The organism is Nocardioides sp. NPDC047086 (genome assembly GCF_040643685.1).
Classification (GTDB): domain Bacteria; phylum Actinomycetota; class Actinomycetes; order Propionibacteriales; family Nocardioidaceae; genus Nocardioides.
In genome coordinates this window covers 62,113-82,872 of record NZ_JBEYUV010000018.1, presented here as the reverse complement: position 1 = coordinate 82,872, position 20,760 = coordinate 62,113, and the positions used below count along the sequence as shown (strand labels likewise).

The 20,760-nt window shown below is 68.4% G+C and carries 22 protein-coding genes; 9 read left to right on the top strand and 13 right to left on the bottom strand.

The window, feature by feature from the left end; genetic code table 11:
- Positions 1-3: 3 nt before the first annotated feature.
- From ABZ796_RS14880 to ABZ796_RS14865, 4 genes are all read left to right on the top strand, one after another.
- Entirely contained in the window at positions 4-885 is an 882-nt protein-coding gene (locus ABZ796_RS14880) for a c-type cytochrome (RefSeq protein WP_357337814.1), read from the top strand.
- Positions 882-2,045, top strand: a complete 1,164-nt coding sequence (locus ABZ796_RS14875; RefSeq protein ID WP_357337813.1) for a Rieske 2Fe-2S domain-containing protein — start codon at positions 882-884, stop codon at positions 2,043-2,045. The genes ABZ796_RS14880 and ABZ796_RS14875 overlap by 4 nt, the downstream gene beginning before the upstream one ends.
- A complete protein-coding gene (locus tag ABZ796_RS14870) occupies positions 2,042-3,769 on the top strand; it encodes a ubiquinol-cytochrome c reductase cytochrome b subunit (protein ID WP_357337811.1) in 1,728 nt (575 codons plus the stop codon). The genes ABZ796_RS14875 and ABZ796_RS14870 overlap by 4 nt, the downstream gene beginning before the upstream one ends.
- A gap of 120 nt (positions 3,770-3,889) precedes the next feature.
- On the top strand, positions 3,890-4,240 hold the full coding sequence (locus tag ABZ796_RS14865) for a hypothetical protein (RefSeq protein WP_357337809.1): 351 nt from the start codon (positions 3,890-3,892) through the stop codon (positions 4,238-4,240).
- A 6-nt stretch (positions 4,241-4,246) separates the two neighbouring features.
- On the opposite strand, the gene ABZ796_RS14860 is transcribed toward ABZ796_RS14865, so the two are convergent.
- From ABZ796_RS14860 to ABZ796_RS14815, 10 genes are all read right to left on the bottom strand, one after another.
- Positions 4,247-5,098, bottom strand: coding sequence for a MurR/RpiR family transcriptional regulator (locus ABZ796_RS14860; RefSeq protein ID WP_357337808.1), 852 nt, complete (start codon positions 5,096-5,098; stop codon positions 4,247-4,249).
- A complete protein-coding gene (gene phnE, locus ABZ796_RS14855) occupies positions 5,095-5,967 on the bottom strand; it encodes a phosphonate ABC transporter, permease protein PhnE (protein ID WP_357337806.1) in 873 nt (290 codons plus the stop codon). The genes ABZ796_RS14860 and phnE (ABZ796_RS14855) overlap by 4 nt, the downstream gene beginning before the upstream one ends.
- Positions 5,964-6,791: a phosphonate ABC transporter, permease protein PhnE gene (gene phnE / locus ABZ796_RS14850; protein WP_357337805.1), complete on the bottom strand. Its 828-nt coding sequence runs from the start codon at positions 6,789-6,791 to the stop codon at positions 5,964-5,966. The genes phnE (ABZ796_RS14855) and phnE (ABZ796_RS14850) overlap by 4 nt, the downstream gene beginning before the upstream one ends.
- A gap of 76 nt (positions 6,792-6,867) precedes the next feature.
- Complete coding sequence (phnC, locus tag ABZ796_RS14845) at positions 6,868-7,632, bottom strand: phosphonate ABC transporter ATP-binding protein (RefSeq protein WP_357337803.1); 765 nt, start codon at positions 7,630-7,632, stop codon at positions 6,868-6,870.
- Positions 7,629-8,603 (bottom strand): phosphate/phosphite/phosphonate ABC transporter substrate-binding protein, encoded by a 975-nt coding sequence (phnD, locus tag ABZ796_RS14840; protein WP_357337802.1) that lies wholly within the window; start codon positions 8,601-8,603, stop codon positions 7,629-7,631. Before phnD ends, phnC begins: the two co-directional genes overlap by 4 nt.
- Positions 8,597-9,334 (bottom strand): hypothetical protein, encoded by a 738-nt coding sequence (locus ABZ796_RS14835; protein WP_357337800.1) that lies wholly within the window; start codon positions 9,332-9,334, stop codon positions 8,597-8,599. The genes phnD and ABZ796_RS14835 overlap by 7 nt, the downstream gene beginning before the upstream one ends.
- Positions 9,335-9,525: 191 nt before the next feature.
- Positions 9,526-10,683 carry an Ig-like domain-containing protein gene (locus tag ABZ796_RS14830; RefSeq protein ID WP_357337799.1) on the bottom strand — a complete coding sequence of 386 codons (1,158 nt, stop codon included), beginning with the start codon at positions 10,681-10,683 and terminating at the stop codon, positions 9,526-9,528.
- A gap of 206 nt (positions 10,684-10,889) precedes the next feature.
- Complete coding sequence (locus ABZ796_RS14825) at positions 10,890-11,306, bottom strand: cytochrome c oxidase subunit 4 (protein ID WP_357337797.1); 417 nt, start codon at positions 11,304-11,306, stop codon at positions 10,890-10,892.
- Between the two features lie 5 nt (positions 11,307-11,311).
- Complete coding sequence (gene ctaD / locus ABZ796_RS14820) at positions 11,312-12,994, bottom strand: cytochrome c oxidase subunit I (protein ID WP_357337796.1); 1,683 nt, start codon at positions 12,992-12,994, stop codon at positions 11,312-11,314.
- Positions 12,991-13,884 (bottom strand): cytochrome c oxidase subunit II, encoded by an 894-nt coding sequence (locus ABZ796_RS14815; protein ID WP_357337794.1) that lies wholly within the window; start codon positions 13,882-13,884, stop codon positions 12,991-12,993. Before ABZ796_RS14815 ends, ctaD begins: the two co-directional genes overlap by 4 nt.
- A 175-nt stretch (positions 13,885-14,059) precedes the next feature.
- Between ABZ796_RS14815 and ABZ796_RS14810 the strand changes: the two genes are divergently transcribed.
- Positions 14,060-15,169 carry an aminotransferase class V-fold PLP-dependent enzyme gene (locus ABZ796_RS14810; protein ID WP_357337792.1) on the top strand — a complete coding sequence of 370 codons (1,110 nt, stop codon included), beginning with the start codon at positions 14,060-14,062 and terminating at the stop codon, positions 15,167-15,169.
- Complete coding sequence (locus ABZ796_RS14805) at positions 15,166-15,402, top strand: sulfurtransferase TusA family protein (RefSeq protein ID WP_357337791.1); 237 nt, start codon at positions 15,166-15,168, stop codon at positions 15,400-15,402. The genes ABZ796_RS14810 and ABZ796_RS14805 overlap by 4 nt, the downstream gene beginning before the upstream one ends.
- Before the next feature lie 43 nt (positions 15,403-15,445).
- Here the strand turns inward: ABZ796_RS14805 and ABZ796_RS14800 are convergent, their stop codons facing one another.
- Positions 15,446-16,429, bottom strand: a complete 984-nt coding sequence (locus ABZ796_RS14800; protein ID WP_357337789.1) for a carbohydrate kinase family protein — start codon at positions 16,427-16,429, stop codon at positions 15,446-15,448.
- Between the two features lie 118 nt (positions 16,430-16,547).
- Between ABZ796_RS14800 and ABZ796_RS14795 the strand changes: the two genes are divergently transcribed.
- Positions 16,548-16,763 carry a hypothetical protein gene (locus ABZ796_RS14795; protein WP_357337787.1) on the top strand — a complete coding sequence of 72 codons (216 nt, stop codon included), beginning with the start codon at positions 16,548-16,550 and terminating at the stop codon, positions 16,761-16,763.
- 75 nt (positions 16,764-16,838) lie between these two features.
- On the opposite strand, the gene erpA is transcribed toward ABZ796_RS14795, so the two are convergent.
- Both erpA and ABZ796_RS14785 read right to left on the bottom strand, forming a co-directional pair.
- Positions 16,839-17,192, bottom strand: a complete 354-nt coding sequence (gene erpA, locus ABZ796_RS14790; protein WP_008363173.1) for an iron-sulfur cluster insertion protein ErpA — start codon at positions 17,190-17,192, stop codon at positions 16,839-16,841.
- Between the two features lie 63 nt (positions 17,193-17,255).
- Positions 17,256-18,341 (bottom strand): glycerate kinase, encoded by a 1,086-nt coding sequence (locus ABZ796_RS14785; protein WP_357337785.1) that lies wholly within the window; start codon positions 18,339-18,341, stop codon positions 17,256-17,258.
- Positions 18,342-18,434: 93 nt separating this feature from the next.
- Between ABZ796_RS14785 and ABZ796_RS14780 the strand changes: the two genes are divergently transcribed.
- Positions 18,435-19,484, top strand: coding sequence for a DUF695 domain-containing protein (locus ABZ796_RS14780; protein WP_357337783.1), 1,050 nt, complete (start codon positions 18,435-18,437; stop codon positions 19,482-19,484).
- Between the two features lie 63 nt (positions 19,485-19,547).
- A complete protein-coding gene (nadA, locus tag ABZ796_RS14775) occupies positions 19,548-20,720 on the top strand; it encodes a quinolinate synthase NadA (RefSeq protein ID WP_357337782.1) in 1,173 nt (390 codons plus the stop codon).
- Positions 20,721-20,760: the final 40 nt, after the last annotated feature.

The window sequence follows — 20,760 nt, the reverse complement described above, 5'->3', positions numbered from 1 at the left end:
AATGTGCGTCTACTGAACCGCTCCGTCGGTCGACTGTCGCGGCACCGCCGCCGCCCGTTGGCCGGTGCCGCCGTGCTCCTGGTCGCCCTGTTGAGCACCGGCGGCGCGTACGCCGCGCTCGCCCCGGCCTCTCAGGCCGAGCAGGAGAAGGACAACGCTGCTCTCGTCGCCGAGGGCAAAGAGCTCTTCATGATCAACTGCTCCACCTGCCACGGCTCCAACGGCGAGGGCATCACCACCCAGAACGGCAAGCTCTACGGCCCATCCCTGATCGGTGTGGGTGCCGCCTCCGTCGACTTCCAGGTCGGCACCGGCCGGATGCCGATGGCCCAGCCCGGCGCCCAGGTCGAGGTCAAGGACCCGAGCTTCAACCAGGACGAGATCGACGCCTTGGCCGCGTACGTCGCCAGCCTCGCCCCCGGCCCGGCCGTCCCGGAGCCCGAGCAGTACGACCCGGACACCTTCAAGTCCGAGGAGGAGAGGGAGGCTGCGGTCGCCCTCGGTGGCCAGATCTTCCTGACCAACTGCACCGCCTGCCACAACTTCACCGGCGCCGGCGGCGCGATGCCGCGCGGCGGCGAGGCTCCGAGCATCCTCAACACCGACCCGAAGCACATCTACCAGGCGATGCTGACCGGTCCGCAGTCCATGGACACCTTCTCCGACGGCAACATCAGCCCGGAGGAGAAGAAGGCGGTCATCGCCTACGTGGAGTCGATGAAGGAGCAGCCCGACTACGGCGGCTTCAACAACGGCGCGCTCGGTCCGGTGACCGAGGGCATCGTCGCCTGGGTGGTCGGGCTCGGCGTCCTGGTGGCCTTCGCCATCTGGATCGCCGCGCACACCACGCGCACCAACCAGACCAAGAAGGGATCTGCCAAGTGAGCAGCGACCTCAGCGAGATCGAGAAGCACGACGACTCGCACCCCGAGCTCAACGCGCACACCGACGCGCTGCTGCCCGACCCGGGTATGCACGAGCATCACTGGCGTCCCACCGACGTCGACCCCAAGGCGGAGAAGCGCGCAGAGCGCCAGGTGAGCCTCTTCTTCGGTCTCTCCGCGATCTGCTCGGTGCTGTTCGTGGTGGCCTACTTCGTCGTCGAGCCGGGCTACGACGGTGACGTGTGGTTGGGCTTCGGCGCCTCCAACCTGGCCCTGGGTGCGAGCCTCGGTTTCGCGCTCCTCTTCCTCGGTATCGGCGTCATCCAGTGGGCCCGCAAGCTCGTCATCGACATCGAGCACACCGAGGACCGCCACCCGGCGGCCTCCTCCCCCGCGACCCGCGAGGCCGCCGTCGCCGAGCTCAAGGCGGCGCTCCACGAGTCCGGCATGGCCCGCCGTCCCTTCATCCGCAACGCGATGATCGGCTCGGCCGCCCTGCTCGGCCTGCCCGCGATCGTGATGCTCAGGGACCTGGGCGAGACCAACGCCCAGATCACCGAGGAGCAGCCCTACCCCGGTGCTGGCCTCGAGCACACCGTCTGGGATGCCGGTGTGCGGGTCGTGCGCGACGTGGTCGGCACCCCGATCCGCCCGGGCGACCTGGAGATCGGTGACCTGGTCAACGCCGAGCCCGCGACGATCTTCGACGGCAGCCTGCACGGCGCGCCGCTGCAGATCGCCAAGTCGAAGGCGGCCACCATCCTGCTGCGGATGGACCCCAACGACATCGACAACGACGTGACCCGCAACTGGTCGGTCGACGGCATCGTGGCCTACTCCAAGATCTGCACCCACGTCGGTTGCCCGATCTCGCTGAACGAGCGGACCACGCACCACCTGCTGTGCCCGTGCCACCAGTCGACCTTCGACCTCGCCGATCACGGCAAGGTGATCTTCGGCCCGGCCGGCCGGCACCTTCCTCAGCTGCCCCTGGGCGTCGACGCGGACGGCTTCCTCGTTGCCCTCTCGGACTATCCTGAGCCTGTGGGCGTCAGCTACTGGGAGCGCAACACCTACGACATCGACGAGATCTTCGACGACTGGTCCAAGGACCACGCCGCCGACGCTGAGCAGTACGGCTACAAGGAGGGCGGACAGTGAGCACCGACACGTCCAAGGTTGCCGCCAGCAACGGCACCAACGCCGCTGCCCCGGCGGGCAAGCCGACCAAGGCCGGCGCGGCCGCCAACTGGGCCGACGAGCGCCTCGGCATCGGTGGCCTGAGCAAGTTCCTCTCCCGCAAGATCTTCCCCGACCACTGGTCGTTCATGCTGGGTGAGATCGCGCTGTGGAGCTTCGTGGTCCTGCTCGTCACCGGTGTCTTCCTGACCCTGTGGTTCACGCCCTCGATGGCTGAGATCACCTACCAGGGGTCGTATGCGCCGCTGCGCGGGATCGACATGTCCGAGGCGATGGCCTCGACGTTGCGCATCTCCTTCGACGTACGCGGCGGCCTGCTGCTGCGCCAGGTCCACCACTGGGCGGCGATGCTGTTCATCGCCTCGATGATGATCCACATGATGCGCGTCTTCTTCACCGGCGCGCACCGCAAGCCGCGTGAGATCAACTGGGTCATCGGCGCGACGCTGCTACTCCTCGGCACGCTCGAGGGCTTCACCGGCTACTCGCTCCCCGACGACCTGCTCTCCGGCACCGGCATCCGGGCCGCGGACGGGTTCATGATGGCGATCCCGATCGTGGGGACGTACATCTCGTTCTTCCTGTTCGGAGGCGAGTTCCCAGGCGACGACATCATTCCACGCCTGTTCACCATCCACGTGCTGTTGATCCCGGCACTGCTGCTGGCGCTGATCGGTGCCCACCTGATCCTGCTGATCTACCACAAGCACACCCAGTGGCCTGGACCCGGACGCACCGAGAAGAACGTCGTCGGCTACCCGATGGTGCCGAACTACATCTCCAAGATGACCGGCTTCTTCTTCATCACCTTCGGTGTGACCGCCCTGCTCGGCGCCTTCTTCTCGCTCAACCCGGTGTGGAAGTTCGGTCCGTACGACCCGACCAAGGTCACCGCGGGCTCGCAGCCTGACTGGTACATGGGCTGGCCCGACGGCGCACTGCGCATCATGCCGGGCTGGGAGTCGCACTTCTGGGGCTCGACCTGGTCGTGGAACATCTTCTTCCCGGTCATCGTGCTGCCGATGGCGGCCTGGATGGTCGTGGTGATGCTCCCGTTCATCGAGTCCTGGATCACCGGCGACAAGCGCGAGCACCACCTGCTCCAGCGCCCGCGCAACGCTCCGACCCGCACCGCCACGTTCGTCGCGCTGATGACGTTCTACGCGGGCTTCTGGGCCGCGGGCGGCAACGACATCATCGCGATCAAGTTCGACCTCTCGATCAACCAGATCACCTACTTCCTGCGGGCGTTCGTGTTCCTGGGTCCGATCGTGGCGTTCATCATCACGCGTCGTTGGTGCATCTCGCTGCAGCGTCACGACAACGAGAAGCTGCTGCACGGCTACGAGACCGGCACGGTCATCCGTACGCCGGAGGGCGCCTACCACGAGAAGCACCTGCCGCTTCCCGAGGACGAGGCCTACGCGATGACCGTCCGTGACCGCGGCCGGGTCGGCGAGGAGCCGGAGCTGAAGAAGAACGGCAAGCTGTCGTTCCGCGCAAAGCTGCGTGCCTTCTACTACGACCACGACGTGGACAAGCCGACTCCCGAGGAGCTCAGCGAGGCGCACCACCACGCCGAGCACGAGGCCCACGAGCTGGCCGCACACGAGGCCCACCAGGTCGACGGTCACGACTTCGACGATCACCGTCACTCGGCGATCGAGGAGCCCCTCAGCCACTGATCACGGCTCGTACGCCACGTGGCGCCGTTCCCTGCGGGGGACGGCGCCACGTGCGTTTTGTGGGTCTACGGGTCGAAACCCCGTTGCCCGCGGCCCGACGCGGACCCTAGGGTCCAGCACATGACCGGCCTCCAGGCTCGCCTCCGAGCCGACCTCCTCACCGCCCGCAAGGCCCGCGACACCACGGCCACCGCCGTGCTCCGCTCGACGCTGTCCGCCATCGCCAACGCAGAGGCGCTGCCGGTGACGCAGACGGCCCTCTCCGGCGAGGGGCCGATCGCCGGCGCCGCGGCCGGCGTCGGCGCCACCGAGGCCGCTCGGCGCGACCTGACCGACGACGACATCCGCGGCATCATCACCGGTGAGCAGGCCGAGCGGCTGAGCGCCGCGACGGACCTGGAGTCCCACGGAGCGGGCGAAAAGGCCGAGCAGCTCCGCACGGAGGCGGAGCTGCTCGCGGCGTACCTCTAGGAGGGATCAGCCCTGCGGGTCGAGCTCGCCGCCGACGACCTCGAGCACCCGGGCGCGTACGTTGGCCGCGGCCTCCGGATCGCGGGCCGCAACGGCGGCGACGAGCGCGTTGCCCAGGATGAGCTGCGGGATCCGGATGATCGAGTCGAGCTCCTGACGGAACCCGGCACGACCGCCCTGCGGGGTGACCAGCTCCACCTCGGCGAGCTTGGTCAGCTGGGTCCCGGTGAAGGAGGTCAGCGCGATGACGGCCGCTCCCCCGGCGACGGCCGCCTGGGCGACCTGGATGGTGGGCGCGGTGGCGCCGGTGCCGCTGACGACAACGCAGACGTCGCCAGGCTGGAGCAGACGGGCCCGGATGATCTGGTCGAGGTGATCGCTGGGCGCGACGGTGCTCAGGCCCTGGGAGCCCAGTCTCATCGCGATGTCCTGGGCGACCGGCGAGGAGACCCCGGTGCCGGCGACCAGGATGGAGCGCGCCTCCGCGATCAGCTCCACGGCCCGGGTCACCTGCTCCTCGGAGAGGAGCCCGACCATGTCGGAGGCGGAGTCGGCGATGTCGGCGAAGAACGAGCGCACCACCGTGAGCGGGCTGCCTCCCTCGGTCGTCTCGGTCTTGGCCGTGCCGAGATCACGCGCCAGCAGCACCTTGAGGTGCGGGAAGCCGCGGAACCCGAGTCTCTGCGCGGCTCTGACCACGGTCGCGGTCGAGACGGAAGCCTCGGCGGCGATCTCGGCGGTGGTCGCCTCGATGGCCCACTCCGAACGGGTCAGCACGACCTCGGCGACCGCACGCTCGGAAGGGTTGAGCCGCGGCATCGCGGCCCTGATGGCTGGCAGAACCGGCGCACTCGTCATGCCGCCACCGCGGCTTCGGCGCCGTGCAGGATCCGGTGACGCAGTGCTGCTGACGCCTGGTCCACCAGGATCGTCACGATGATGATCACAGCTAGCATGATTCCACCCCACTCCCATTCTCTGCCCCGAAGGACACGGTTTAAAAGCGCACCAATTCCACCGGCGCTCACGACGCCGAGGATTGCGCTTGCCCTGATGTTCACCTCGAAGCGGTAGAGCCAGAACGCCACGGTCTCCGGCATCATCTGCGGGATGACCGCGGTGCGGATCCGCTGCCACCACGTCGCGCCGGCCGCGGTCACGGCCTCGACGGGGCGCGGGTCGACCGCCTCGATGTTCTCCAGCGTCAGCTTGCCGAGCGAGCCGATCGAGTGGATGCCGATCGCCATCGCCCCGGCCATCGGGTTGAGCCCGAAGAGCGGCAGCATCACGATCACCGCGAGCAGGATCTCCGGCACGGCGCGGATGGCGTTGAAGAAGAGCCGCACCGGAACCCGCACGAACAGCGGCGCGGTGGTGGACGCGGCCAGGAAGGCCAGCGGGAACGAGAACAGCGCCCCCACGCAGGTGCCGATCCAGGCCAGCGCCACCGACTCCCCCATCAGCTTCAGCGACTGCAGCCACCAGTCCCCGTAGGTGAGCTCCGGGTCGGCCTGGCCCTCGGGATGCGCCCCCGGCCAGGTGAGCACGCCGTCGAGCATCTGCCCGGCGTACTGGGCGATCGCCCCCGGGAACTGCGGCAGCCGCTCCCACCTCGCATCACCCAGCGACCATCCGGCCAGCACCACGAACGCGACCAGCATCAGGCCGACGAGCGTGTAGGGCCACTTGGACGGCGGCTCCGGTCGACCCACCACCTCCGCGCTCACACGAGCCTCCTGCGTACGAACTGCGAGATCATGTCGATCGCCACGACGAGCACGAAGATCACGATCACCACCGAGGCGAGCTTCGGATAGTCACCGTCGAGGAAGTAGAACGAGATCAGCTGCCCAATCCCGCCAGCGCCGACTATGCCGAGAACCGCGGAGGCACGAATGTTGAGCTCGAAGACATAGATGACGTACGAGGCGTAGTTGGGCAGCACGGCCGGCACGATCGCCACCCGGGCGCGCTGCCAGCGGGTCGCCCCGGCAGCGTCGAGCGCTTCCAGGGGGCCCGGATCGACGGCGTCGATGCTCTCCGCGGTCAGCTTGGCCACGACGCCGATGTTGAAGATCGTCAGCGCCAGGATCCCGGAAAGAGCGCCGGTGACGACGGCGACGAAGACGAGGGCGTACGCCATGTCGGGTAGCGACCGGATCACCGACATGGCCCCTTTGACGAATCGATAGACCAGGGGCGGAGCACTCACCTTCGAGCCCAGCAGAGCCACCCCGAGGGCGATCAGCGAACCGACGAAGGTCGCGATGACCGCGATCGCGGCTGTCTCCGTCAGCGCGGTCCACAGCCGCGAGGACGGGTCGGTGATCTCCGCCCAGTCCGGGTGCGCCACCTCCCCGAGGATCATCGTCAGCATCGGCCACTTCTCGATGACCGGCGCGAGCGAGAAGTCGATCGCCCAGCCCGCCACCACGGTCACCGCGACAGCGCCGACGATGCCGCCGACGAGCAGCGGGCTCGGCGGCGGCTGGGCAGGGCGTACCTGCTTCGGCGAGCCGCCGCCGGGGCGCTCGAGCGTCGCCTGACTCATGCCGCCGCCTCCGTGGCGCGAGCGCCAGGATACCGAAGCGGCGGCCTGAGCCCCGTGGTCGCTCGCTTGCGCTCGCTCATGCCAGAACGTCCTCGGCCGTCAGCGAGCGGCCGTAGATCCTCTCGAACACGGCGTCGTCGGCCTCGGTCGCCGGGCCGTCGAAGACCACCTCGCCCGCGCGCATGCCGATGATCCGGTCGGCATAGCGCCGCGCCAGATCGAGGAAGTGCAGGTTGACCACAGTGGTGATACCCAGATCGCGGTTGATCCGTTGCAGGTCACGCATCACCAGGTTGGCCGTGGGCGGGTCGAGCGAGGCGACCGGCTCGTCGGCGAGCACGACCGACGGCTGCTGCGCCAGGGCCCGGGCGATCGCGACCCGCTGCTGCTGCCCGCCGGAGAGCTGGGAGGCGCGTACCCACGCCTTCTCCACGATCCCGACGCGCTCCAGCGCCTCGAAGGCGATCTCCTTGTCGGCCTTGGTGTGCACGCCGAAGGCCGACCGCAGCGGCGACTGGGCGTGCAACCGGCCGGTGAGCACGTTGCCCATCACCGAGCGCCGGGTCACCAGGTTGAACCCCTGGAAGATCATCCCGATCTCGGCACGCAGCCGCCGCAGCCGACGACCGCGTGCCGTGGCCACCTCGGTCCCGCCCACCGACAGCGACCCCGAGGTGACCGGCACCAGGCCGTTGATCGTGCGCACGAGCGTCGACTTGCCGGCCCCGGAGAGCCCGACGACCACGACGAACTCCCCCGCCGGGATGGTCAAGGAGACCTTGTCCAGGCCGCGGGTGCCGTTCGGGTAGACCACCGAGACGTCGTCGAAGACGATGCTCATTCGCCGAAGTTCTCCTCCACGGACTTCGCCTTCTTCAGCGCGGCCGTGTCGACCTTCTCGAGGCCCTCGATCTCGTAGACCGCCTCGAGCGTCTTGAGTCCCTTGGGGTCCTTCGCCATCGCGGTGAACGCGTCGGTCACCTTCGTACGCAGCTCATTGGAGAGGCCGCCGGCGACGACGATGCCGTCGTTGGGGATCTCGGTGGAGTAGGCGAACACGACCACGTCGGAGGCGACCTTGGGCTCGTCGGCCGCGACCTCCTCGCGGGCGTCGTCGAAGCTCACCCCGATCGGGTAGTCACCGCGCGCCACGGCCAGTACCGCGGCGTCGTGGTCGCCGGCGAACTGCGCGTCGAGGTCGACCAGCGCGTCGCCACCGGTGACCTGGCCCCACTGGGTGGCCGGGTAGTAGTAGCCCGAGGCGGAGCCCTGGTCGACGAAGGCGATCGAGGTGCCGGGCTTGATCTTGGCGATTGCCTCCTCGCCCGCGGGGCCGGTCTTGGCGGCGTCGGTGCCGTTGCAGTACTTGAAGCCCTCGACCACCGTGACCTCGTCGGCGCAGTACGTCTCGGGGTCGTTGGTGAACCACTGGGTGTGATAGGTCCCCGAGCCGTAGCGCACCGACTGCAGGACCGGCACCGCGCCGGCCTGGTCCTCGGCCTGGACCATGCCGATCGGGCCGAGCATCGCGACCTGGGCCTGGTCGGCCTTCATCGCCACGATCGCGGCGGCGTAGCTCTCGGTCACCTCGGCGCGTACCGGGATCCCGATCCTGTCGCTGAGGAACGACTCCAGGCCCTTCGCGCTCTCGGTGATCGAGTCGACGTCGCCGGAGGGCACCAGCGACAGCACGATCTCCTCGGGATCCTCCGCGGGCGCGGTGCTGTCCTCACCTCCGCAGGCGGCGAGCGAGAGCGCGAGCGATGCCGCGGCACCGACCGCCAGCAACCGGTTCCTGGGGGTTCTCAACATTGGACAGACTCCTTGAGGGGGTGAGCTGCTATGAAGGATGACGGGTCACTCGACCAGTCCGAGACTGCGGGATAGAGGTCCACGAACGATCCTGCACGAACATGGACCGGTCCCTGCCGGCGGTCGAGAGCGTCAACGTATGCAGCAACACAACCACGCTCGACGGCGGGGGCAAGGTCATTGCGCCAGATGTCGCCGACCGACATCAACCACTCCGGCGTATCGGCGGCACCGACCCGGTCGAGGAAGGCGTCCAGGTGCCCCTTCATCCGGGTCGGCTTGAGCGCATCGGTGCACACCTCGTCGACCACGTCGCGTACGCCGAGGTGGTCCAGGATCGCGTCCAGCCCGCTGCCACCGGGCGAGTTGGTCAGGATCACCCGGTGCGCATCGATCCCGCCGAGCAGGTCGACCAGCCCCTCGGGCGTGCGGATGTCACCCGGCTGCTCGCTGATCGCCGCCCGGCTCGAGACGTACGCAGCGCTGAGCTGCTCCTCGGAGACACCGGCCGCCAGGCCCAGGATCTTGACCGCCTCATAGCCGTCCTGAGCGCCTGTGAGCGTCTTCGGGGCGGTCTCGGGCAGCCGCTGCCCGAGGAAGGCCGCTGTGGTCTCCAGGAGCGCCTCAGGGGCGTCGGTGAGGTCCGCCACCCGGGTGGCGTAGAGAAGTGCCGGCGTGTCTCCGAGACACACCGTGCCGTCCAAGTCGAGCACCAGCACAGGCCGAGGCAAGGAGTCCACCTTCCAGAGCGCGGGCCGTCGGGGTCGGCCCTGCGCAACGCGATTACGTTCTCATCGGAACGTAGGTAAAGCCGCTTCCGGAAGCAAGCAGCAACCGCGTGATGTCACGCGCTATTTACTGCAATGCACACTATCGACTCAGAACGCGCCGAAGACCCAGGCAACACGCGGCGCGCCGCAAGTCAGGCGAGGGCAGACCCCGCCCGGTATTCCTCGTAGGAGGTGTTCCAGTCGCCCCAGCCGTTGCTGAAGGTCATCTCGCGGTTGGTGCCGACCGTCTCGACCACGTCACCACGGCGGGTCATGTCGTAGAGGAACTTGGCGTTCTCGTCACTCATCCCGGTGCAGCCGTGGGAGACGTTGGCATTGCCCTGCTGCGCGACCGACCACGGCGCGCCGTGAATGAACTCACCGGAGAACGTCAGCCGCAGGGCCCACTTCACGCCCTCCATGTTGTAGTACTCCCGGTCGCCCTGGTTGATCCCGATGGTCTCGGAGTTCATGGTCTTGCGCTTGAACTTCTCGATGATCACCTTCACGCCGCTGCGGGTGATGAACCCTTCCTTGCCGGTCGTGATCGGGATCGTCCTGATCTTCTGCCCGTTCTTGAAGACCTCCATCTGATGGGTCTGCGCGTTGGCCCGGTAGATGTGTGCGTCACCGGTCTTGAACGTGATCTCGCGGTCCTTCTGACCGAAGATCCCACCACCGGCGGGGACCGAGTTGATCTTGAGCTTCACGTTGATCGTGGAGTTGGCCTGCCAGTAGTTGCGCGGGCGGTAGTGGACTTCCTTGTCGCTCACCCAGTACCACGACCCCTCCTGCTTCGGGGTCGACTCGACGATCATCTTCTTCTCGAAGGCGGCCTTGTTCTTCACCGGCAGGTCGTACGTCACGATGATCGGCATCCCGACACCGACCGTCTCGCCGTCCAGTGGTGCGATCGACGGGTAGGTCTGGCGGTCCAGGCCGAGATCCTCGGTGGAGAACTTGACCTCGCTCGTCTGCTCCAGCCCGTCGTCACCGGTGGCGGTGACCGAGAGGGTGTAGGAGGCGGTCGGCTCGAGCACCTCCCCCGCGCTCCAGCTGAGCCCGTCCTCGGTCATCGTGCCCCGCACCTTGGTGCCCTTGGCGCCGGTCAGCATGACCTCGTCGAGGCGCCCCTTGGCCACGTCGACCTTGACGACCTTGTCGACCGCGACACCGGTGGCGTCGTTCTCGATGTTGGGCGTGATCTGCACCGTCGGCTCGGCGGGCTTCTTGGGCTCCTTGGAACCGGAGTCGGCCCCGCAGGCGACGAGCACCGGGGTGAGGACCGCGGTCGCGGTGGTCAGCAGCACCCGACGACGGGCAAGCAGGGACGGGCGGTGAAACGGTGACTGCGTTGACACGGTGTGGCTGCTCCAGACCTGACGTTGTATCCCGGCGCCCCGAAACCGGGCGCGGGCGCGGGCGCGTTAACCCTACCGGGCATCACCAAGAGGTGGCCAAGACATGACGAGGGGCCCGATCCCTGCCGGATCGGGCCCCTCGTACGTTCATCTGCTCAGTGCTTGAACTCGCCTCGGTAGTACTCGAAGTTCCAGCCGGCGGTCGCCAGCATGCCGAGCACGGCGGCGATGATGACCAGCCACCAGGCAGCCATCGCGACGGCGAGAACGACCAGGCCGAAGGTGAGCGCGGCCCACAGCGGCCACCAGGAGAACGGCGGGAAGAAGCCGTACTCCCCCGCACCCTCGGCGATGTCGCCGTCCTCGCGGTCCTCGGGACGCGGGTCCATCTTCATGGCGTGGAAGCCGAGGTAGACGGTGATCATCAAGAACAGCAGCGTGCACATCACCAGCGCCGAGGTGCCGGTCCAGTCGCCGCCCTCCTCGGAGGCCGCGGTGACGAACCAGTAGGCCGGCGTGACCAGCACCATGAAGGCGGTGCAGACCACGAAGATCCAGGCTTCAGACTTCATCGGGGTCAGCCTTCCTTGTGGGAGCTGGTGGAGGCGAGATCGTCCTCGTCGTGCTCCAGCGCGGCGATCTCCGGGTGGTGGAGATCGAAGGCCGGGGACTCCGAGCGGATCTTCGGGATGGAGACGAAGTTGTGGCGCGGCGCGGGGCAGGCGGTGGCCCACTCCAGCGAGCGGCCCCAACCCCAGGGGTCATCCACCTCGACCTTGGGGGCGTTGCGGGAGACGTAGAGGTTGTAGAAGAAGGGCAGCATCGACAGGCTCAGCAGGAACGCGCCCACCGTCGAGAACTGGTTCAGGAAGGTGAACCCGTCACTGGGCAGGTAGTCGGCGATACGCCGCTGCATGCCCTCGACACCGAGCCAGTGCTGGACCAGGAAGGTCGCGTGGAAGCCGACGAACAGCAGCCAGAAGTGGACCTTGCCGAGCCGCTCGTCGAGCATCCGGCCGGTCATCTTCGGCCACCAGAAGTAGAAGCCGGCGAACATCGCGAACACGACGGTGCCGAAGACCACGTAGTGGAAGTGCGCGACCACGAAGTAGGAGTCGGAGACCTGGAAGTCGAGCGGAGGGCTCGCCAGGATGATGCCGGTCAGACCACCGAAGAGGAAGGTCGTCAGGAAGCCGATCGACCAGAGCATCGGGGTGTCGAAACTGACCGATCCGCCCCACATCGTGCCGATCCAGTTGAAGAACTTCACGCCTGTGGGCACCGCGATCAGGAAGGTCATGCCGGAGAAGAACGGCAGGTTGACCGCGCCGGTGACGAACATGTGGTGCGCCCACACCGCCACCGAGAGGATCGCGATGCCGAGGGTCGCGGCGACCAGACCGACGTAGCCGAAGATCGGCTTGCGGCTGAAGACCGGGAGGATCTCGGAGATGATGCCGAAGAACGGCAGCGCGATGATGTAGACCTCGGGGTGGCCGAAGAACCAGAACAGGTGTTGCCACAGGATCGGGCCACCATGGGCGGCGTCGAAGACATGGGAGCCGAACTGGCGGTCGGACTCGAGCATCAGCAGCGCGGCGGCCAGGATCGGGAACGCGATCAGCGCGAGCAGCGCGGTGATCAGGGTGTTCCAGGTGAAGATCGGCATCCGGAACATGGTCATGCCCGGCGCCCGCATGCAGATGATCGTGGTGATGAAGTTGACCGAGCCGAGGATCGTACCCAGACCACTCATGTAGAGGCCCATGATCCACAGGTCGCCACCGACACCCGGCGAGTACTGCGCGCTGGAGAGCGGCGTGTAGGCGAACCAGCCGAAGTCGGCAGCGCCGGTCGGAGTGAAGAAGCCGCTGGCCGCGATCAGACCACCGAAGAGGTAGAGCCAGTAGCTGAACATGTTGAGTCGCGGGAAGGCGACGTCAGGAGCGCCGATCTGCAGCGGCATGATGACGTTGGAGAAGCCGAAGAACAGCGGCGTCGCGAAGAGCAGCAGCATGATCGTGCCGTGCATCGTGAACAGCTGGTTGAACAGCTCGTCGTTGACGACCTGCTGTCCCGGGAACGCCAGCTCCGAACGCATCAGCAGCGCCATCAGACCGCCAACAAGGAACCAGAAGAACGACGTGACCAGGTACATCTTGCCGATCAGCTTGTGATCGGTGGTGGTCAGCAGCTGGTAGATCAGCTTGCCGAGCGGCTTGCGGCCGCCGGCGACTGGGGGTGCAGCGGTGGCGGTCACTCGCCCTCCTCCTCGTTGTGAGCGGCGACGTCGTCGGCGGGGCGGGTGGACTTGCCACCACCGAGCAGCGGGCGCTCGGCCTCGAAGCCGTTCTGCGCCAGCGTGTCGACGTAGGACTTGTAGTCGCTCTCGGACAGGATCGCGACCTTGAAGATCATCCGGGCGTGGTAGACGCCGCAGAGCTCGTAGCAGGCTCCTCGGAAGGTCTTGCCCTCGATGAGGTCCTCAGCGCTCGGATCGAAGGTGGCTGTGGCCTCCTTCGTGGTGATCGAGTAGTGGTTGACCCGACCCGGGACGACGTCCATCTTCATGCCGAACTCCGGGACACCGAAGTTGTGGATGACGTCGGCCGAGCGCAGGTTGAACCGCGTGGTGGTCTTCTCCGGGAGGACCAGCGTCGGGATGTGCGAGCCGGTGCCGACGACGTAGCCGTAGCTGTCGTAGGCGAACTCGTCGTCGACGAGGTTGTCGTCCGCGCTCAGGTCGGGCTCACCGATGCCGTGGTTGAAGGTCCACTGCCACTGCTGGCCGGTCACCTCGATCACGTTGGTCGGGTTGCCGTCGTCCAGCATCTCGTTCTGGACCTTGACGGTGTGGTCGAAGAAGACGATCACCATCAGGACCGGGGCGATCGTGTAGAAGATCTCCAACGGCAGGTTGTAACGCGTCTGGACCGGGACGTCGGCGTCGCTGCGGCGCCGGTAGCGCCAGATCGCCCAGAAGATGAGCCCCCAGGTCAGGACACCGGTGATCAACGCCGCGATCCACGCGCCCTGCCACAGGGCAAGGTTGTGATCCCCCTGCTCAGAACGTGGCTCGGGGAAGCCGAAACGCGCCGCCTCGTCCGAACAGCCACTCAGCAGAAGGGCGCCGGCCGTCAGCGTCGCCACCAGCGCACCACGTCGGGCGCGGGCGTGGGACGGATTCGATCCGGCCCCTGGCAAGTGCAGACCCACTACGAGCCTCTCTCTCATGCGAACACTCAGATGTCGGCAGACTACCGCGAGCGGCTTCGGAATCATCTTCAGGGGTTCCTCATGTCGCGTATGGCTACCGTTGGGTTCTGTGACCGACCGCTTCACCTACCTCGACGCCGCCTCGGCCGAACCGCTCCATCCCGCGGCGCGGGAAGTGCTTCTGGCCGCGGCCGAGCAGGGGTACGCCGACCCGCGCCGCCTCCACCGGCCGGCCCGTAACGCCGGGCTGCTGCTCTCGAACGCCCGCGAGGTCGTCGCCGAGGCCTTGGGAGTGCGTCGCGATGAGGTGCTTTTCACATCCTCGGGCACCGCCGCCGTGCACGCGGGCCTGCTGGGGCTCGGGGCACGTGGCATCGGTCACAGTGCGGTGGAGCACCAGGCGGTCATCGACGCCGCGCGATGGTCGCAGCGCTCCCCCGTCACCGAGCTCGCCGTCGACGGCGAGGCTCGGGTCGAGGTGGCCGCGGCGCGGGAGGCCGTCTCGGGCGGAGAGATCGACGTGGTCGCCGTCCAGCAGGCCAACCACGAGGTCGGCACGCTCCAGCCGCTCGACGAGGTCGCCTCCGCCATCGGCCCGACGTCCCTCTTCGTCGACGCCGGCGCCTCCATGGGACGGCTGCCGCTGCCCTCGGTCGGGGACGCGATCGCCGGCTCCGCCCGTAAGTGGGGCGGCCCCGGTGGCGTGGGAGTGCTGGTCGTACGCCGCTCCGCCCGGTGGCGCTGGCCGTTCCCTGGCGATGAGTGGTCGCGTACGGATCAGGGGTTCACGAACATTCCCGGGGCGCTGGCGGCGGCGGCGGCGCTCCAGGCGGTCGTCGCCGAGCGCGCGGAGGTCAATGCCCGCCAGCACGAGCTGATCGCGCGGGTCAGGGAACGGGTTCGGACGGAGATCCCGGACGTGGACGTCGCCGGCCCCGACGAGGGCCGGCTCCCCCACCTGGTGACGTTCTCTGCGCTGTACGTCGACGGCGAGGCGCTGGTGACCGCACTGGACCGCATCGGCGCCGGTGTAGCCAGCGGCTCGGCCTGCACCTCGGACACCCGCGAACCCTCTCGGGTACTGGCTGCCATGGGAGCGCTGACACACGGTAACGTTCGCCTATCGCTGACCCGCGACACGACGCGAGAGGATGTGGAGCGCGTGCTCGACGCACTGCCCAGGATCGTCAAGGACCTGCGCGCCGAGGCTGGGCTGTGAGCGGCCCGGTCGTCACCCTCGACTGCCGCGGACAGGCCTGCCCGCGGCCGATCATCGAGCTCGGCCGCCACCTCGGCGACGTCCAGGTCGGCGAGGTCATCGCCGTCGCGGCCGACGACGTCGCCGCCCACCACGACGTACCCGCCTGGGCTCGCATGCGCGGGCAGGAGTTCGTCGGCGAGGTCGCAGCAGAGGACGGCGTACCCGTCTATCGGATACGCCGCCTCAGCTGACGAGCTGTCGTCGATCTCGACCCGCGGTCGCGGCTTCGCAGGCTCAGGCCTTGATGTTCGGGGCGATCTGGTCGGCGGCGGTGTCGCCGTAGGACTTGCGGACCCGGGCGACGAACTCCTCGGCGGTGAAGGAGTACTCCTGCGGGCCGACGGTCTCGACGCAGTAGGCGGCGAGGACGCAGCCGACCTCGGCGGCCTGCTCCAGCTCGCAGTCCCACGCCAGCGCGGCCAGGAACCCGGCTCGGAACGCGTCGCCGACCCCGGTCGGCTCGACGGCGTCGACGTTCTTCGCGGCGGGCAGCTCGATCGCCTCCTCGCCCTTGCGCTGGATGCGTACGCCGTCCTTGCCGAGCGTGGTGACCTGGGTGCCCACGCGCGCCAGGACCTCCTCGGCGGACCACTCGGTCTTCTGCTGGAGCACGTGCGACTCGTACTCGTTGGTGAACAGGTAGGCGGCGCCGTCGACGAGCTCGCGAATGAGCTCACCGTCGCCGAAGGCGAGCTGCTGGCTCGGGTCGGAGATGAAGGTGTAGCCGCGCTGGCGCGCCTCCTGGGTGTGGCGCTTCATCGCGTCGGGGTCGTCCGGAGCGATCAGCACGAACGCCGGCTCGCCGACCTTGTCGGCGATCGGACCGAGCTCGATCTCGCGCGCCTCGGCCATCGCGCCCGGGTAGAAGCTGGCGAACTGCGCCATCGCGGTGTCGGTGGTGCACACGAACCGTGCGGTGTGCAGCGTCTCGGAGACGTGGAGGTGGTCGCAGTTGACGCCGTGGCGCTCGAGCCAGGAACGGTAGTCGGCGAAGTCCTCGCCGACCGCACCCACGAGCACCGGCGCGAGGCCGAGGTTGGCCAGACCGAAGGAGATGTTGGCGCCGACGCCGCCGCGGCGGATCTCGAGGTCGTTGACCAGGAAGCTCACCGAGAGCTTGTCGAGCTGGTCGGCGACCAGCGAATCGGCGAACTTTCCGCCGAAGCTCATCAGGTGGTCAGTGGCGATGGAGCCTGCGATCAGGAGTGAACCGGACATGCGCGGAACCCTACCGGCGAGACCTCGGGCGATGTTAAGGCTCGGCCGTGGACGGGAGATGAATATTACCGCTGAGTCGGCCTTCTGCTACTGGTTGGTAGTGCTTACCGTCGTTTGCATGACAGAAATGCGCGTTCCGTACGACGACCTCGACAGCCCCGCGCAGCTCTGCGCCGACTGTGCCGCCGCCGACAGCGCGCTGCGCCTGCCCACGCCCCGGGTGCGCGAAGCGGCCCGCCCCGCGCCCGCGGTGCGGATGCAGGCCCGCGAGCCGCGCGACGCCGCCATGCTCGAGACCTGCGGGCACGTCGCCGACGGTCTCGCCCTGACCTGATCGATCCCGCCTGAGCGAGATCAGAAATGCCAGCAGCCCCTGCCTATCCGGCAGGGGCTGCTGATGTACTGGGACTCAGTGGAACGAGTCACCACAGGCGCAGGATCCGGTGGCGTTGGGGTTGTCGATGGTGAACCCCTGCTTCTCGATGCTGTCCACGAAGTCGATCATGGCGCCGTTGAGGTAGGGAACGCTCATCCGGTCGACCACGACGGAGACACCGTCGAAGTCGGTGACGACGTCACCGTCGAGGGTGCGCTCGTCGAAGAAGAGCTGGTAGCGCAGGCCGGAGCAGCCACCGGGCTGCACGGAGATGCGCAGGCTCAGGTCGTCGCGGCCTTCCTGCTCCAGGAGGCTCTTCACCTTCGCGGCGGCAACGTCACTCAGGTTGATGGAGTCGGCGCGGCGTTCGGTCGTCTGCTCGGTCATGTAGCTGGGCTCCCTGTGCGTGGGTGCGGGTGTGTCTCAAGGTCAATCGTCGCACATCCTCGGTTATTCCCGATGGTCGACGGACCAGGTCCGGGCCACTCTGGCCGCGACCTGGACCAGGGAGTCGTACGCCTGGCCGATCGCCCGCTCTTCGCCGACGCTGTCGACGAGCGAATAGGCGGCGTCGATGCCGAGCGTACGCATCTCCCGTCCGCTCATGCTGACCCTGCCTGCCAGCACGACACAGGGCCGCAGCGCCTGCTCGGCCAGCCTGGCCACCCCGGCCGGAACCTTCCCGGCCGCGCTCTGCGGGTCGAAGGAACCCTCACCGGTGATCACCAGGTCGGTCCCGGCGGCCAGTTCGGGCAGGCCCAGCAGGTCGGCGACGACGTCGAACCCCGGCCGTCGGGTGGCACCGAGGAGCAGCAGCGCGAACCCCATCCCACCGGCCGCGCCGGCGCCTTTCTCGGTCGCGGTCCTACGTGAGGTGGCGGCGGCGAGATCCTGGAGGGCGCCGTCCCAGCGGGGCATGGTCTCCTCGGCCAGCCCCTTCTGCGCGCCATAGACCTTGACCGCCCCGAAGAGGCCGGTCAGCGGGTTGTCCACGTCGCTGGCGATCACGATCTCCAGGCCCAGCGGCTCGGGGAGCGTGACCTCGGAGATGCCCTCGAGCCCGGCGACGCCGGCATCGAGCGGCCGGTCCGCGGTGGCGCCCAGCGCGGCGAGCAGCCCCGCTCCCCCGTCGCTGGTGCCCGAGCCGCCCAGGCCGACGACGACCTTGTGGGCTCCGGCGTCGCGGGCGGCGAGGAGCAGCTGCCCCACGCCGTACGAGCTGGCCTGCTCCGCCCCCTTCCCGCCGGTCAGGTGCAGGCCGGCGGCCTGGACCGACTCGACGTAGGCGGTCTCGCCGTCGACCAGCACCTGTGCGGTCACCGGCTCACCGTGCGGACCCCTGACCTCGACCTCGTGCAGGTCACCGCCGAGGACCTCGTCCAGCAGCTCGAGGAATCCCGGGCCGCCGTCCGCCATCGGCGCGAGCGAGAGCTCGTCCCGGGGTGCCGTACGCCGCCACCCCTCCGCGATCGCGGCGGCCGCCTGGGAGGCGGTGAGCGTGCCTGCGTACTTGTCGGGGGCGATCAGCACTCGCATGGCCGAAACCTACCCGCGCACGGAAGCTGCGGGTGCTCCCTCCGACGTTTCGGTGTCGTAACCATTCAGCATGCGTCGCGTTAAGGTCGTTTCGTGCGGATCTTCGGGCGGCGCCGGGCCGGCGACTCAGAGAGCAGACGGATCAGCGCCTTCTGGAGCTGGTGGGCACAGAAGGGCGCGCTTGCCTGCGGTGCGGCGCTCGACGCCGACGACCAGGAGGCTCTCGTCACCCTGCTGGCCAGACGGGTGGACGCGATGGAGGCGGGCCTGAGCTGGGAGGTCGGCCCCGGGCCGTTGGGCGGGCGGCTGCTGGTCGTCTCGGCCGGCGGCAACCCGGACCATCGTGCGCTGGCACGCCGCTGGCTGCTCGCCGCCCCCGAGCCCGATGACATCTCACCCTGGGAGTTCAGCGACCAGCGCCCGCCCCTCGACGATCCGGTCGAGGCGGTGCTCACCACCCCTGGTGGCTCCGCGGTCCGGCTCGCCGACGTACTGGTCGGCGCCCGGCAGCGCGGCGCCCACTTCGACCTCACCCTCTACCACCCCACGTTCCCCGACCTCGCCGAGGACGCCCGGCTCCAGGTCGCCTTCCATGCCCTCGACACGGCGCTGGGCGAGTCCAGCACGGAGCTGTGGATCGGCGAGGTCGAGACCACCACAGCCCGCCCCCGCGACGGCTTCGGCCTCGACGGGCTGCGCGTCGCCGTACGCAACCTCCGCAAGGAGTACGTCGACCCCGACGGCAACCCGGCCTGGGTGCTGCTGCACGGGGAGAGCCCGCAGGGGCCGGTGATCGCGAGCGCGGTCGTCCCGCTGCACCCGGTCACCGCACCCAATCTGACTCATCACGTCGGAGTGATGGTCCCCTACGTCGGCTTCGCCGAGCGGGGGCTGCCCTCGGCCGACGCCCTGCGTGAGCTGGGCCAGCTCGAGGACCGGCTCACCTCGACCCTCGGCCCCGACGGCCGCGTCGTGGCCCACGAGACCACCAACGGCGTACGCCTTCTCCATGCCTACGTCGATCCCACCACCTCCGCCCCGCAACGGCTCGAGAAGACCGTCGGCGGCTGGGTCCACGGCGACGTCGTCACCCGGGTCGACACCGACCCCGCCTGGGACGCCGTGCGCCCGCTGCGCGCCTGATCGGTACCACCATGTGACCCACGCCACCGAGGAGCCGAGCCCTCGACATGTATTATCGTCATCATGACGACTGTCGACCTCCCGCTCCTCCCCCTGGGGCGCGGTACCGATCTGAACTCCGAGCGTGGCGTCGAGTGCCCCGGCGACCTGCCGGCCGCCTCCGACCCCGACCTGGTCAAGCGCGCGCTCGCCGCCAAGGAGAAGCTCGGTGAACGCGTGTTCGTCCTGGGGCACCACTACCAGCGCGACGAGGTCATCCAGTTCGCTGACGTGACCGGGGACTCCTTCAAGCTGGCGCGCGACGCCGCTGCCCGTCCGAACGCGGAGTACATCGTCTTCTGCGGCGTCCACTTCATGGCCGAGTCGGCCGACATCCTCACCTCGTCCTCGCAGGCGGTCATCCTCCCCGACCTTGCGGCCGGGTGCTCGATGGCCGACATGGCGCGCCTGGGCCAGGTCGAGAAGGCCTGGGAGGCGCTCACGGAGGCCGGCGTCGCCGAGCAGGTCGTGCCGGTGACGTACATGAACTCCTCCGCCGACATCAAGGCGTTCTGCGGGCGCCACGACGGCGTCGTGTGCACCTCCTCCAACGCGCAGGCCGTGCTGGAGTGGGCCTTCGACCAGAAGGACGATGCCAAGGTCCTCTTCTTCCCCGACCAGCATCTCGGCCGCAACACCGCCGTGCTCAAGCTCGGCATGTCGCTGGGCGACTGCGTGGTCTGGGACCCGCTCAAGCCCGGCGGTGGCGTGACCGCCGAGGAGCTGAAGGCCGCCAAGATCATCCTGTGGAAGGGCCACTGCTCGGTGCACGGCCGCTTCTCCCCCGACACCATCGACGACCTGCGCGCCGAGATCCCGGGCGTGCAGATCCTGGTCCACCCCGAGTGCCAGCACGAGGTCGTCCTCAAGGCCGACCTGGTCGGCTCGACCGAGTTCATCATCTCGACCATCGAGGCCGCTCCTCCCGGGTCCGCCTGGGCGATCGGCACCGAGCTCAACCTGGTCAAGCGCCTCGCCAACGCCCACCCGGACAAGCGGATCGTCTTCCTCGACCGCACCGTCTGCTACTGCTCGACGATGAACCGCATCGACCTCCCCCACCTCGTCTGGGCCCTCGAGTCCCTCGTCGAGGGTCAGGTCATCAACCGCATCGAGGTCGACCCCGACACCGAGCACTACGCCAAGCTCGCCCTGCAGCGCATGCTCGACCTCCCCGGCAAGACCGAGAAGGACTGACCTCCTCCCGCCGAGCCCGCATTTGTGGCGGGCCGAGTCC

Excerpts from the sequence above, each read along its gene's own strand:
- ABZ796_RS14865 (WP_357337809.1), top strand. The coding sequence starts at position 3,890 with ATGACCGGCCTCCAGGCTCGCCTCCGAGCCGACCTCCTCACCGCCCGC.
- ABZ796_RS14860 (WP_357337808.1), bottom strand. The coding sequence starts at position 5,098 with ATGACGAGTGCGCCGGTTCTGCCAGCCATCAGGGCCGCGATGCCGCGG.
- phnE (WP_357337805.1), bottom strand. The coding sequence starts at position 6,791 with ATGAGTCAGGCGACGCTCGAGCGCCCCGGCGGCGGCTCGCCGAAGCAG.
- phnC (WP_357337803.1), bottom strand. The coding sequence starts at position 7,632 with ATGAGCATCGTCTTCGACGACGTCTCGGTGGTCTACCCGAACGGCACC.
- phnD (WP_357337802.1), bottom strand. The coding sequence starts at position 8,603 with ATGTTGAGAACCCCCAGGAACCGGTTGCTGGCGGTCGGTGCCGCGGCA.
- ABZ796_RS14825 (WP_357337797.1), bottom strand. The coding sequence starts at position 11,306 with ATGAAGTCTGAAGCCTGGATCTTCGTGGTCTGCACCGCCTTCATGGTG.
- ABZ796_RS14800 (WP_357337789.1), bottom strand. The coding sequence starts at position 16,429 with ATGTCCGGTTCACTCCTGATCGCAGGCTCCATCGCCACTGACCACCTG.
- ABZ796_RS14795 (WP_357337787.1), top strand. The coding sequence starts at position 16,548 with ATGACAGAAATGCGCGTTCCGTACGACGACCTCGACAGCCCCGCGCAG.
- erpA (WP_008363173.1), bottom strand. The coding sequence starts at position 17,192 with ATGACCGAGCAGACGACCGAACGCCGCGCCGACTCCATCAACCTGAGT.
- ABZ796_RS14785 (WP_357337785.1), bottom strand. The coding sequence starts at position 18,341 with ATGCGAGTGCTGATCGCCCCCGACAAGTACGCAGGCACGCTCACCGCC.
- nadA (WP_357337782.1), top strand. The coding sequence starts at position 19,548 with ATGACGACTGTCGACCTCCCGCTCCTCCCCCTGGGGCGCGGTACCGAT.